Below are 12,368 nucleotides of genomic sequence, written 5' to 3'. Positions count from 1 at the left end.
CTCGCCATGCCCGTCGACGCCCCTGCCTTCGACCTGCCCGCAGCCTCGCCCGCCCCCGCCCCTGCCTTCCCCTCGGCCCGTCCCGCCGCCGCCCGCACGGGCGGTGAGCCGCTGCCCGTGCTCGGTGACGACGTGCTCGTCCCGCTGGTCACCGGCGGCGAGGTGCGCTACGCCGCGCTGGACCAGGCCGCCAGTGCGCCGGTGCTGCGCAAGGTGTGGGACGACCTCGCCGCGTACGCCCCGTACTACGGCAGCGTGCACCGGGGCGCCGGGTACCTCTCGCAGCTCTCCACCGACCTGTACGAGCGCAGCCGCGCCACTGTGGCCGCCTTCCTCGGCTGCCGCCCGGACGACGAGGTCGTCTTCACCCGGGCGACGACCGACTCGCTGAACCTGCTCGCCCGCGCCCTGCCGGACGGCACCCGCGTGTTCGTCTTCGAGACCGAGCACCACGCCTCGCTGCTGCCCTGGCGGGACCACGCCACCACCTGCCTGACCGCCCCCCGCAGCCCCGGGCAGGCCGTGGCCGACCTGGAATCGGCGCTGCGCGCGGCGCCCGCGGGCCCCAAGCTGGTGTGCGTCACCGGCGCCTCCAACGTGACCGGCGAGATCTGGCCCGTACGGGAGCTGGCCGAGGTGGCGCACCGGCACGGCGCGCGGATCGTGCTGGACGCCGCGCAGTTGGCCCCCCACCACCCTGTCGACCTGGCAGGCCTCGACGTCGACTGGGTCGCCCTCTCCGGCCACAAGCTCTACGCCCCCTTCGGCGCCGGAGTCCTGGCCGGGCGGGCCGACTGGCTGCGCAGCGCCGAGCCCTACCTGGCGGGCGGCGGCGCCAGCCGTACGGTCACCCGCACGCCGCAGGGCCGGGTGGAGGTCGAGTGGCACACCGGCGCCGCGCGGCACGAGGCCGGTTCGCCCAACGTCGTGGGCGCCTACGCGCTCGCCTCGGCCTGCCGGGCGCTGGCGGAGGCCGGGTTCGAACAGCTGGTGCGGCGGGAGCGGGAACTGCTCGCACGGCTGCTGGACGGGCTGGCCGAGGTGCCCGGCGTACGGGTGCTGTCACTGTTCGGCCCCGAGGCCGAGCGGGTCGGCGTGGTCTCCTTCGTCGTCGAGGGCTGGCACAGCTCGCACTTCGCGGCGGCGCTGTCGGCCGAGTACGGGATCGGGGTGCGCGACGGCCTCTTCTGCGCGCACCCGCTGCTGCGCGCCTTGCTGGACCGCGAGGCGGACGAGCCCGGGGAGTGCGGCGCGGGGGAGACCGGGCCCGGGCAGCGCCCGCTGAACGCGGTGCGGGTCAGCTTCGGGGTGGGCACGCCGGACGAGCACATCGAGCGGTTCCTCGGCGCCGTACGGGAGCTGGTGGCGCACGGCGCCCGGTGGACCTACCGAAGCGAGGGGGGCCGCTACGTGCCCGGTCACGCGGTGGACGCGGACACCCTCGCGGACACTCCCGCGGACGCTTCCACCGGCGCCCCGGCCACGGGGGCCCGGCCCGGTTCGCCCGACCCCGCCCGCTGACCGGCCGGCCACGCCCCGCCCGTCATCCGGGTGCCGAGCAGCACCATGCGCAGGGCCCGCTCGGCCGCGTCCGTCAGGTACTCCTCACCGCGGCTGAGCGCCTCGGCCAGCGCGACGGGCGCGGGCAGGATGCCGCTGTAGGCGTCCACCCCGGACGCCCGTACGGTGTGCGCGCCCTCGCCGAGGGTGCCGGCCAGCGCGATGACCGGCCGGCCGAGCGCCTTGGCGCGCCGGGCCACCTCGGCGGGCACCTTGCCGCGCGCGGTCTGCCGGTCCAGCGCGCCCTCGGCGGTGACCACCAGGTGGGCGGGGGCCAGCCGGGCGTCCAGGTCGAGGTGGTCCAGCAGCACGTCGAAGCGGGGCAGCAGCCGGGCGCCGAGCGCGGCCAGTCCCGCGCCAAGGCCCCCGGAGGCGCCGGTGCCCGGCGCGAGCCGCAGGTCCTCGATCCGCAGGGGGGTGCCGGGGCCGCCGCCGTCGGCGCGCTGCCGGGGGCGCAGGTCGCGGACGAGTACGTCGGCCCAGTGCTCCAGGGCGCCCGCGAGCAGCTCCACCTGGGCGGGGGTCGCCCCTTTCTGCGGTCCGAAGACGCGCGCGACGCCGCGCTCCCCGCACAGCACGTTGAACGGGTTGCAGGCGACCAGGAGTTCGGTCTCGTGCAGCCGCGGGTCCAGTTGCCGTACGTCGATGCGGTGCAGGCGGGTCAGCACGCCGCCGCCGTCCGGGAGTTCGCGGCCGTCCGCGTCCAGCAGCCGGGCGCCCAGCGCCCGCAGCGCGCCCGCGCCGCCGTCGGAGGTGCCCGAGTCGCCGCAGCCGATCAGGATGCGGCGGGCTCCGGCGTCCAGGGCGGCGCGGATCAGTTCGCCCACGCCGTAGGTGGTGGTGCTGACGGGGTCGCGCTGGTCCTGGGGTACGAGGGACAGCCCGGCGACGGCGGCCATCTCCACCACGGCGGTGAGCGGGGCGCCCTGCTCCGTCCCCAGCAGCGCGAAGTGGGTGCGCACCGGCGCGCCCACCGGGCCGGTCGCGGTGCGTTCCACGAGTGTGCCGCCGGTCGCGGCGGCCAGCGCCTCGGCCGTGCCCTCGCCGCCGTCCACGATGGGGATCAGGTCGAGGGAGGCGTCGGGCACCACGCGGCGGATGCCGCGTGCGATGGCCTCGGCGGCCTGTGCGGCGGACAGCGAGCCCTTGAAGCCGCTGGGGGCGATGACGAAGCGGTAGTGCGACACGGGGGTCTCCTTCAGAGGACGGGCACGCCGAGCAGCGGCCAGACGGCGAGAGCGAAGAACAGCACCAGCGCGGCGGTCAGCGGCGCCAGTACGGCGGACAGGCGCAGCAGGTCGCGCGGGGTGTAGGTGGTCACGCCGGGCACGTCGGAGAAGAGCGTGACCGGCTTGGCGGAGGCGGGCAGCGTGTGGCAGAAGCCGGCGGCGGCGGTCGAGGCCAGCGCGGCGGTGACGGGGTTGACCCCGGCCCCGGCAGCCGCGGCGACCACCAGCGGCACCAACACGCTGGAGCGGGCGGAACGGGACTGGAGCACCAGGTGCGCCGCGGTGCTCACCGCGACCACGACCGCCAGGAAGAGCCACGGTGGCACCCGCGCCCCGTCCGCGCCGCCGCCGTCCGTGCCGGACGAGGCGAGCCCGCCCACCAGGTAGGAGGCCGCACCGGAGGTGGAGAGGGCTATGCCCATGGCCATCGTCGCCGCCATGAACAGCAGCAGGGACCAGGGCACGGTGCGCAGCGCGTCCTTCAGCCGCACGGTGCCCAGCACGGGGGAGGCGGCCACGACCGCGCCGATGAGCGCGACCACCGCGGGCGTGACCCCGTGCAGCGGCTCGGCGCACCACAGCGCCACCACGGTGAACAGCAGCAGCAGGCAGCGGACCTCGACGGTGGAGAGCGGGCCGGTGACGGAGTCCTCCGAGTGCTCCTGGATGTCCTCTGCGCTGATGTGCACGGGCGCGCTCCGGTCGGCGCGGGAGGTCGTCGTCATCAGTACGGTCTCCGCGCCCAGGTGCGAGGACGCCAGCGCCAGCGGCAGCCCGAGCAGCAGCCACTGCGTGAAGCCGATCTGCTGGCCGGTCGCCTCCCACAGCACGCTGACGGTGATCAGGTGCGCGCCCGCCCCGATGAGGGTGGCGACGGCCGACAGCAGGATGACGGTGGGGAAGAGCAGCGCCAGCATCACCACCAGCCGGGTGCGCTCCGCCAGCGCCTTGGCCAGCGCGAGGAAGACGGGGAGGGCGAGCGCCGCGCGGCCGGAGGTGGCGGGGATGGCGAAGGCGGTCACCACGAGCGCGGCGGTGGTGAGGTGGACCAGTTGGCGCACCGTGCGGGCGCCGCTGACCAGGAAGGCCGCCGCCCGCCCGGCCAGCCCCGTCCGCGCCACCGCGGCGGCCAGCACGAAGGCGCAGATCAGCAGCCAGACCGTCGAGTCGCCCAGGGTGCCGAAGAGGGTGTCGCTGCTGATCACGCCCGTCACGCTGAGGGCCAGGCCGGCGCTCAGCGCGACGTAGGTGTCGTCGATGGGGGTGGCGACCCAGGCGCAGGTGGCCAGCGTGAAGATGGCGAGGGTGAGGCGGCCGTCCGTGCCGAGACCGGGGAAGTTACCCGGTACGGCGAGGAGGGCGCAGAAGCTGAACGTGACGCACAGCGCGGCGTACTGTCTGACGGAGAGTGGCACGATGACGAGTTTTGGACGCCACCGTGAGCGCCGGGTGAGTGGCGGATGAAGGAGATTTCATCCGGCGGGGAGTTCCGCCCCGGCCGCCCTCATCTGGGAGGCTCCTCCCCGGGCAGCCGGTAGCCCATGCCGCGTACCGTCTCCACCTGGGCGGCGCCCAGCTTCTTGCGCAGCGCCCGCACGTAGACGTCGACGATGTTCGAGCCGGGGTCGAAGTCGTAGCCCCACACGTGCGACAGGATCTGCTCCCGCGAGAGCACCTGCCCCGGATGCCGCAGGAACAGCTCCAGCAGCACGAACTCCCGGGCCGTCAGGTCCACGGTGCCCCCCTGGGCGCGGGCCCGCCGGGTGCGCAGGTCCAGCGAGAGGCTGCCGCTGCGCAGCACGGTGACCTCCGGGGTGCGGGTCGCCGTGCGCAGCCGCAGCCGCACGCGGGCCAGCAGCTCCTCGAAGCGGAACGGCTTGGTCATCCAGTCGTCCGCACCGCCCTCGAGGCCGGCCACGGTGTCCCGTACGGAGTCGCGGGCGGTGAGCACGATCACCGGGACGGTCACCCGCGCCTCGCGCAGCTCGCGCAGCACGGTGAAGCCGTCCCGCAGGGGGAGCCCGATGTCGAGGATGACCAGGTCGAAGCCGCCGTTGCGGGCGTAGCCGAAGGCGGTGCCGCCGTCGGCGGCGACGGTGGTGGTGAAGCCGTTGGCGCGCAGCCCCTTCTCGACGAACGACGCGATCCTCTCCTCGTCCTCCGCGATGAGAATCCGGTTCAACGTGTGTCCTTTCCGGCCTCCGTGGCCCGTGCTGGGTGTGGTGTCGCCGCGGGCTCGTCGAGTCCGTCGGGTTCCACAGGGTCCGCCGGGCCGTCCGCGGCCACGGTGATGACGAAGGTGGCGCCCCCGCCGGGCGTCGTCAGCAGTTCGACGTGCCCCCCGCGGTGCCCCTCGGCGATCGCCTTCACGATCGAGAGCCCGAGGCCCGCGCCCCCCGAGCCGCGGTTGCCGCGCCGTACGGTGCCCCGGCGGAAGCGTTCGAAGATCAGCTCGGCGTCCTCGTCCCGTACGCCCGAACCGGTGTCGGCCACCCACAGCTCGACGGTGCCGGCGGCGCGGCGGGAGCCGATCCGTACGGTGTCCTCCTGCGTGGTGTGCTGCACGGCGTTCTGCGCGAGCTGCACCATGGCCTGGGTGACGCGTTGCGGGTCGAGCCGTACGGTGCCCTCGGCCACCGCGTCCAGCTTCCAGCGTCGGCGGCCCAGGGTGCGGGCCTTGTCGAAGACGTCGGCGGTCAGCTCGGCCAGTGCCACCGGCTCCACCGACACGAAGTCGGGCCGCTCGGCCTTGGCGAGCAGCAGCAGGTCCTCGACGATCCGGCTCATCCGGTCCAGCTCGTCGGTCACCAGCCGTACGGTCTCCTCGCGCTCCACCGGGTCGTCGCCCATCAGCTCCAGATGGCCGCGCACGATGGTGATGGGGGTGCGCAGCTCGTGCCCCGCGTCGTCGACGAAGTGGCGCTGCGCGGCGAAGGCCTGCTCCAGCCGGTCGAGCATCGCGTTGAAGGTCTCCGCGAGCGCCGCGATGTCGTCCCGCCCGTGCACGGGGATGCGCTGGGTGAGGTCCTGCTCGGTGAGCTGGGCGGCCGTGGTGCGCACCAGCCGTACGGGGGCGAGGATGCGGCCCGCGACCGCCCAGCCGATCACGCAGGTCATCAGCAGGGCGATACCGGAGATCGCGAGCAGGGTGCGGAAGACGTCGTTGGCCCTGGTCTTCTCGCGGTCGGTGTGGAAGGCGACGACGAAGGCTCCGCTGGGGGTGTCCCCGGCTGGTTCGATCTGGACCCGCGCCCAGCGGACCTCGCCCTCGGGGCGGTGCAGGGTGCCGCTGCGGGCGTCGCTCGCGGTGATGCGCGCCAGTGACTCCCGGTCCTTCTCGAGCGACAGGGTGCCGGGGAAGTCCCGCTGCTGGTGCAGCACGTGGTCACCGGCCACGCCGAGGAGTTCCTCGTCCGGGTCGGAGTACTGGCGCTGGAGGAAGAGGAGGAGCAGCCGCCGGGAGGTGGTGAAGCGTGCCCCGGTGTCCGGGTCCTTGCCGTGCGTGACGAAGTTCGCGAACTCGCCCGTCTCCTGGGCCAGGAGCTGGGAGATGCGGTGGTCGACGTCCCGCTGAAGGATGGAGCGGGTGGTCGTGGCGACCGCGGTGAGCGCGACCGTCATCACCACCAGCAGCCACAGCAGGATGCGGACCCGGGCGGTGACCTGCGGCAGGCGGTGCCGCAGCGGGCCCGGCCCGGGCCGCGTCGCCACCGGGTCAGCCGTCATCCCCGCCGTCGTCGCCTCCGCTGTCGTCGCCCTGGTCGTCCGCGTCGTCATCGCCGCCGGCGTCGGTCGGGGACGGCGGCGGCACCGCGGTGTCGCCGGGCGACTTCGAGGGGCCGTCGGACGGGCTCCGGGACGGACCGCCGGACGGACTGCCGGAGGGATCGCCGGTGGGGGACGTGCTGGGGCGGGGCGGGGTCGGGTGCGGGCTGTCGCTCTCCAGATCCACCTTGGCGGGGGAGCGGGGCGGGTCGGGGTCGTCGCTCAGCGCGTAGCTGGTGACGGCGATGCCGAGCGGGATCGCCACGACGGCGACGAGTGTCGCCATGCGATGTGAAAAGGCCATGTGGGGGAGCCTGCGGGAGAGAGCGTGGTGCATGCATGAAAGCTGGATGAAGAATTCTTCACGTACGGGTTCCGGGCCGGCTGTCAGACGCCGCCTAGGCGTCCAGGCCGATGGCGAACGCCGCCTCGAGGTCGTGCTGGGAGTAGGTGCGGAAGGCGATGTGCGTCTCGGTCGAGAGCACCCCGGGGACCTTGCTGATCCGGCCGGGGATGACGTCGGCGAGATCGTCGTGCCGGGCGACCCGCACCATGGCGATCAGATCGTGCGCGCCGGTGACGGAGTAGACCTCGCTGACGCCCTCCAGGGCCGCGATCTGCTCGGCGATCTCCGGAATGCTGTCCGTGCTGGTCCTGATGAGCACGATCGAGGTGATCATGGTGCGGTCCCTTCGTCGCGGGTACGGCCCGCGAGGGGCCGCTGCCGTGCCCGGCGCCCTCGGCGGTGACCGCGGCCCTGTGCCGCGGGAGCGGGCCCGACCACTCTAACGACCCCGCCCCCGGACGGGCGCGGGCTCCCGGCCGCCTGCACCTCCGGCGGCCGTGTTGTCGTCGGTCGATGACGCTCCGCGTCGCCTCCCTCCTCCGCCTTGCTGCCGAAGGCGCATCCGGCCGGTCGCGGGTCCACTCCCGTCCGGGGGCGCGGCCGTGCGACCCCGCCCCCGGACGGGCGCGGGTTCCCGGCCGCCTGCACCTCCGGCGGCCGTGTTGTCGTCGGTCGATGACGCTCCGCGTCGCCTCCCTCCTCCGCCTTGCTGCCGAAGGCGCATCCGGCCGGTCGCGGGTCCACTCCCGTCCGGGGGCGCGGCCGTGCGACCCCGCCCCCGGACGGGCGCGGGCTCCCGCCCGGGGGTGCGGGTGGTGACGGAGCGTGGCGGGTGCTCGTGCGCGCAGCGGGTAGGGAACACCTGTCGGAACCGCACCGGCGAGCCGAGCGTGACAGTCCGGTGGCGGAAGGTGCTTCCCGGCACGCGCGGGTGACGTCAGGTCGTAAGGTGACCGGCAGTGCTCCCGTGAAGACGAAGTGACACGGAAGAGGCGTGACGACGACGACACGCGACACCATGGCGACCCGGAGTCGTGCACCCGGCCGCGGCCGGAGACCCCCGTCGCACACCTGGCACCGAGAAGAGAAGGAAGTGGACGCGACCATGACGCTCTCCCAGCCCACCGCGGAGACCCGCTGGCGCTGCACCCTCTGCGGGAACCTCACCCGGTTCGACGTGACGCGCTCCAGCAAGGTGCGGGAGTACGTCCATCTGGACCTGGCCGGCGAGCCGAAGGTGGAGGAACGCGAGGTGCTCAATGAGACCATCGAGTCCGTGCGGTGCCGTTGGTGCAACGCGGTGGACCAGATCGAGCTGGTGGACCGCCCGGGCGCACAGGTCTGACGGAACGGGCGGGTGTGAGCGGTGGTCGAAGGTGCGGGCGGTGAGGGCGGACCGGAACGCGAGCTGTCGGAGGAGACGCTCGACCGCCCGCTGCCCGTGAAGGTGCGCCACCGGGTGGTGGCGCTCACGGGCGACGCGCTCGGCGGGATGACCGTGGGTGAACTGCCGCTCGCCCTGCGGCAGTACGCCCGTTTCACCCCGCAGCGCCGTACCAAGTTCGGGGGCAACGCGATGGCCGCGTCCCTGGAGGGCGATCCGGTCTTCCGGCAGCGTGTCGCCGTCCGGCTGCGGGAGCTGCTGCCCGAGCTGACCGGCGCGCTGGAGAGCGGCTCGCCGCCCGCCGCCGCCGATCCGGTCGACGTCGCCGCGGCGGCGTACGTGCTGCGCCCGGCGGGCTGGGCCAAGCTCGTCACGGCGGCGGGCGAGGAGGCCCAGCGGGCGCAGGCGGAGCGCGCCGGTGAGGACGCGCAGCGCGAACTGGCCCGTCTGCGCGAGGAGCTGAGCCAGCTGCGCGCCTCGGCGCGGGCCGAGGCGGAGAGCGGGCGCGGCGAGTTGGAGGCCGTACGCAAGGAGGCCGAGGCGGTGCAGCGGAAGCTGCGCAGCGCGCAGAGCGACGTGAAGCGGGGTGAGGCGGCGCTGCGCAAGGTGCGCGCGGAGCTGGAGTCCCTGCGGTCGGCGACCGCCGCCGAGAAGGTGGCGGCCGACGCGGAGGCGCGGCGGCTCAAGGCACGGCTCACCGAGGCGGAGTCGGCCCTGGAGGCCGGTCGGCGGGCGGCCCGCGAGGGGCGCAGCGTCGAGGACATGCGGGTTCGGCTCCTGCTGGACACGGTGCTGGACGCCGCGCAGGGGCTGCGCCGCGAGTTGGCGCTGCCGCCCGCGGAGGGCCGTCCGGCGGACACGGTGGACGCGGTCGAGCCGGGCCGGATGAGCCCGAAGGACATCGCGGCGCGGGCCCTCTCCGAGAGTGATCCCGCGCTGCTGGACCAGCTGTTGGCGCTGCCCCAGGCCCATCTGGTGGTCGACGGCTACAACGTGACCAAGACCGGGTACCCGACGATGCCGCTGGACAAGCAGCGACTGCGGCTGCTGGGCGGGCTGGCCGTGCTGGCGGCCCAGACGGGTGCCGAGATGACCTGCGTCTTCGACGGCGCGGAGCTGGCCGCGCCGGTGCTGCTGGCACCGCCGCGCGGGGTGCGGGTGCTCTTCAGCAAGCCGGGGCAGACCGCGGACGAGCTGATCCGGCGGCTGGTGCGCGCGGAGCCGCAGGGGCGGCCGGTGGTCGTGGTCTCCTCGGACCGCGAGGTCGCGGACGGCTGCGCGGCGGCGGGGGCCCGGCCGGTCGCCTCGGCGCTGCTGCTCAAGCGCCTCGTCCGGACCTGAGCGGGCGCGAGCGCGCCGCAGAGGTGGACGCCGCAGGTGCGGGCGTGCACGCCGTGCGCGAAGGCTCCGGAAGTGCCCGGTCCGGATAGCGGGGACCGCCCGGTGGACACGTGTCCACCTTGCCCGTATTGCTCCTACGGAGTGTCAAGTTGCCGTTGCTACGCGTGGGATGAGGGTAAAGAATGTGGCCCAGGAGCAGGTTTTTTCTCTGGAGGATTTGATCCGATCAGATGAGGCTGGCTAGTGTCTGGGCTCGAACCCTCGCGCAGTTGATCGCTCATCCGGAGTGACGGCGGGGGTACCGCCTAGTTCCACGAAGCCCGAACCCCGAGTGTGTACGCGGGGTGCGAGCGAAGCGGAGCCGGAGTGACCACCGGCAGGCGGCTGAGGAAGAAGGAGCTCGCCCCAGTGGCGTCCCACCGTCGTCCCAAGCAGCCGAACCGCGCCCGCATCACCGTGCTCACGGCGACCGCTGCCGCTGCCGTAGCCATGACCTCCCAGTCGGCGCAGGCCGACGAGCCCTCGAAAGAGGAGGTCAAGTCGCAGGTCGACAAGCTGTATGAGGACGCCGAGGCGGCGACGGAGTCGTACAACGGCGCCAAGGAGAAGCAGACCAAGCTCCAGACGCAGGTCAGCCAGCTCCAGGACAGCGTGGCGCGCGGCCAGGGCGACCTGAACAAGCTGCGCAACGGCCTCGGTTCGATGGCCACCGCGCAGTACCGCAGCGGCGGCATCGACCCCTCGCTCCAGCTCTTCCTCTCCTCGGACCCGGACGGCTACCTGGACAAGGCGGCCACGCTCGACCAGTTGAGCACCAAGCAGACCGAGGCCCTGTCGAAGATCAAGAGCAAGCAGCGCAGTCTCGCGCAGCAGCGCACCGAGGCCAAGGGCAAGCTCGCCGACCTCGCCGAGACCCGCAAGGGCCTCGGCGAGAAGAAGAAGAAGATCCAGGGCAAGCTCTCCAAGGCGCAGACGCTGCTCAACACGCTGTCCGCCAAGGAGCGCGCCGCGCTCGCCAAGGAGGAGGAGCGCGCCAACCGCGCCTCCAGTGAGCGTGCCGAACTGGAGCCGGAGAAGGAGAAGGAGACCGAGTCCGCGCCCACCAGCGGGCGTGCGGGCGCCGCCCTCGCGGCGGCCAAGGGCAAGGTCGGCTCGCCGTACGTGTGGGGTGCCACCGGCCCCAGCTCCTTCGACTGCTCCGGGCTGACGTCCTGGGCGTACGGCCAGGCCGGCGTCTCGCTGCCGCGCACCTCGCAGGCGCAGGCCAGTTCGGGCACCCAGATCGGGCGGGACGCGCTCAAGCCCGGCGACCTGGTGCTCTTCTACGGCGACCTGCACCACATCGGCCTCTACGCGGGCAACGGCCAGGTCCTGCACGCCCCGAAGCCGGGTGCGAACGTGCGGTACGAGTCGATGGACAACATGCCCTTCCAGTACGGCGTGCGCGTCGGCTGACACGGCCCGGCGGCCCGCCGGGTGTCGTTCGTCCGGGTGATTCCGGGCGGCCCACCCCGGCCCGCCGCGCTGCGGGTGACCTGCGCCGTCGGGGACTCGTCGGATCTGCGTACGGATGCATACGCACGCACGGCACGCTGGACCCTCCGTAGTGGTGTGGCTACATTCTGTGGGCGCAGTTCGCCTAGCGGAAGGCCCCACCGTGGTCTCGCACCGGTCCCATCGACGCTCACCGGCCCCGCGCCGACCCTTCCGGCCGGGTACGGGCTGGCCCGTACCCCTCACCGTGCTGACGGCGGCGGCGGGCGCCGTCGCCGCGCTCACCGCGGCCCCCGCCGGAGCGGAGCCCGAGGAGACCTCCGCCACACAGGCCGGGGCGCGCGTCGACCGGCTCTACACCGAGGCGGAGCGCGCCACGGAGAAGTACAACGGGGCGTCGGAGCGCGCGGACCGGCTCCGGCGCGAGCTGAACCGCGTGCAGGAGCGGGCGGCCCGCGGGCAGCAGCGCGTCAACCGCCTGCGTGACGACCTGGGCGCGCTGGCGGGCGCGCAGTACCGCTCCGGCGGCCTGGACCCCTCGGTCGCGCTGCTGCTCTCCCCCGACCCCGACGCCTACCTGGAGCGGGCCGCCGCGATGGAGCGGATCAGCCGGAGCCACCGCGGCACGCTGCGCTCGTTCGAGGAGGCGCAGCGCACTCTGGAGCAGGTCCGGCAGGAGGGCGCGCGCAAGGTGGCCGAGCTGGACCGGCAGCGCGACGCGCTGCGGCAGCACAAGAAGTCGGTGCGGAAGAAGCTGGGTTCGGCCCGGCGGCTGCTCGACCGGCTCACCCCCGAGCAGCGCACGGAGCACGAGCGCACGGAGCGCGAGCGCACCGCGCGCGAGGCCGCGCGCGGCGGCCCGGCGCCGGTCGGCCGGGCCGTGCCCGGCGCGGCGTCCGCGCGGGCGGCGGCGGCCGTCGCCGCGGCCCGCGGAGTCGTGGGGGCGCCGTACGGCTGGGGCAAGGCGGGGCCGGGCGCGTTCGACTGCTCGGGGCTCACGCAGTGGGCGTACGGCAGGGCCGGGGTCGCGATCCCGCGCACCTCCCAGGCCCAGGCGTCGGCCGGGCGCCGGGTGGCGCTCTCCGAGGCCCGGCCCGGCGACCTCGTGGTCTACCGGGCCGACGCCAGCCACGTCGCGATGTACGTGGGCGGCGGCCAGGTGGTGCACGCGCCGCGTCCGGGCGCGCGGGTGCGGTACGACCCGGTCGGCATGATGCCGGTCTCCGCCGTCGCCCGGCCGTAAGCCGGG

11 protein-coding genes are annotated in these 12,368 nt (G+C 74.3%); 5 read left to right on the top strand and 6 right to left on the bottom strand.

Features of this window, described 5'->3' with window-relative positions:
- Positions 1-6 precede the first annotated feature (6 nt).
- On the top strand, positions 7-1,521 hold the full coding sequence (locus tag H299_RS38635; RefSeq protein ID WP_078513015.1) for an aminotransferase class V-fold PLP-dependent enzyme: 1,515 nt from the start codon (positions 7-9) through the stop codon (positions 1,519-1,521).
- Here H299_RS38635 and H299_RS36070 read toward each other — a convergent pair.
- From H299_RS36070 to H299_RS0124600, 6 genes are all read right to left on the bottom strand, one after another.
- On the bottom strand, positions 1,419-2,747 hold the full coding sequence (locus H299_RS36070) for a glycerate kinase family protein (RefSeq protein ID WP_037760499.1): 1,329 nt from the start codon (positions 2,745-2,747) through the stop codon (positions 1,419-1,421). The genes H299_RS38635 and H299_RS36070 overlap by 103 nt on opposite strands.
- Positions 2,748-2,758: 11 nt before the next feature.
- The gene (locus tag H299_RS0124620) at positions 2,759-4,204 is read right to left on the bottom strand and encodes an SLC13 family permease (RefSeq protein WP_027750581.1); all 1,446 of its coding nucleotides are present in this window, start codon (positions 4,202-4,204) and stop codon (positions 2,759-2,761) included.
- Positions 4,205-4,293: 89 nt separating this feature from the next.
- A complete protein-coding gene (locus tag H299_RS0124615) occupies positions 4,294-4,971 on the bottom strand; it encodes a response regulator transcription factor (protein WP_027750580.1) in 678 nt (225 codons plus the stop codon).
- A complete protein-coding gene (locus H299_RS36065) occupies positions 4,968-6,515 on the bottom strand; it encodes a sensor histidine kinase (RefSeq protein WP_486587448.1) in 1,548 nt (515 codons plus the stop codon). Before H299_RS36065 ends, H299_RS0124615 begins: the two co-directional genes overlap by 4 nt.
- Positions 6,505-6,858, bottom strand: coding sequence for a hypothetical protein (locus tag H299_RS0124605; RefSeq protein WP_027750579.1), 354 nt, complete (start codon positions 6,856-6,858; stop codon positions 6,505-6,507). Before H299_RS0124605 ends, H299_RS36065 begins: the two co-directional genes overlap by 11 nt.
- A 94-nt stretch (positions 6,859-6,952) precedes the next feature.
- On the bottom strand, positions 6,953-7,234 hold the full coding sequence (locus tag H299_RS0124600) for an Lrp/AsnC ligand binding domain-containing protein (protein WP_027750578.1): 282 nt from the start codon (positions 7,232-7,234) through the stop codon (positions 6,953-6,955).
- 771 nt (positions 7,235-8,005) lie between these two features.
- On the opposite strand from H299_RS0124600, the gene H299_RS0124595 reads away from it, so the two are divergent.
- The 4 genes from H299_RS0124595 to H299_RS0124580 all read left to right on the top strand — a co-directional run bounded on the left by H299_RS0124595 (position 8,006) and on the right by H299_RS0124580 (position 12,362).
- Positions 8,006-8,245 (top strand): hypothetical protein, encoded by a 240-nt coding sequence (locus tag H299_RS0124595; protein ID WP_027750577.1) that lies wholly within the window; start codon positions 8,006-8,008, stop codon positions 8,243-8,245.
- A 21-nt stretch (positions 8,246-8,266) separates the two neighbouring features.
- Positions 8,267-9,625, top strand: a complete 1,359-nt coding sequence (locus tag H299_RS0124590) for an NYN domain-containing protein (protein WP_486587410.1) — start codon at positions 8,267-8,269, stop codon at positions 9,623-9,625.
- A gap of 408 nt (positions 9,626-10,033) precedes the next feature.
- Positions 10,034-11,080, top strand: coding sequence for a C40 family peptidase (locus tag H299_RS0124585; protein ID WP_027750575.1), 1,047 nt, complete (start codon positions 10,034-10,036; stop codon positions 11,078-11,080).
- 202 nt (positions 11,081-11,282) lie between these two features.
- Positions 11,283-12,362, top strand: a complete 1,080-nt coding sequence (locus H299_RS0124580; RefSeq protein ID WP_027750574.1) for an NlpC/P60 family protein — start codon at positions 11,283-11,285, stop codon at positions 12,360-12,362.
- Positions 12,363-12,368 lie beyond the last annotated feature (6 nt).

It is taken from the genome of Streptomyces sp. CNH287, from assembly GCF_000424825.1.
The sequence above is the reverse complement of the archived record's forward strand: the minus strand, read 5'-3'. Positions and strand labels throughout refer to the sequence as shown.

Bases quoted from the DNA above. Each gene is read 5' to 3' on its own strand.
- H299_RS38635 (WP_078513015.1), top strand. From the start codon at position 7: ATGCCCGTCGACGCCCCTGCCTTCGACCTGCCCGCAGCCTCGCCCGCC.
- H299_RS36065 (WP_486587448.1), bottom strand. From the start codon at position 6,515: ATGACGGCTGACCCGGTGGCGACGCGGCCCGGGCCGGGCCCGCTGCGG.
- H299_RS0124605 (WP_027750579.1), bottom strand. From the start codon at position 6,858: ATGGCCTTTTCACATCGCATGGCGACACTCGTCGCCGTCGTGGCGATC.
- H299_RS0124600 (WP_027750578.1), bottom strand. From the start codon at position 7,234: ATGATCACCTCGATCGTGCTCATCAGGACCAGCACGGACAGCATTCCG.
- H299_RS0124595 (WP_027750577.1), top strand. From the start codon at position 8,006: ATGACGCTCTCCCAGCCCACCGCGGAGACCCGCTGGCGCTGCACCCTC.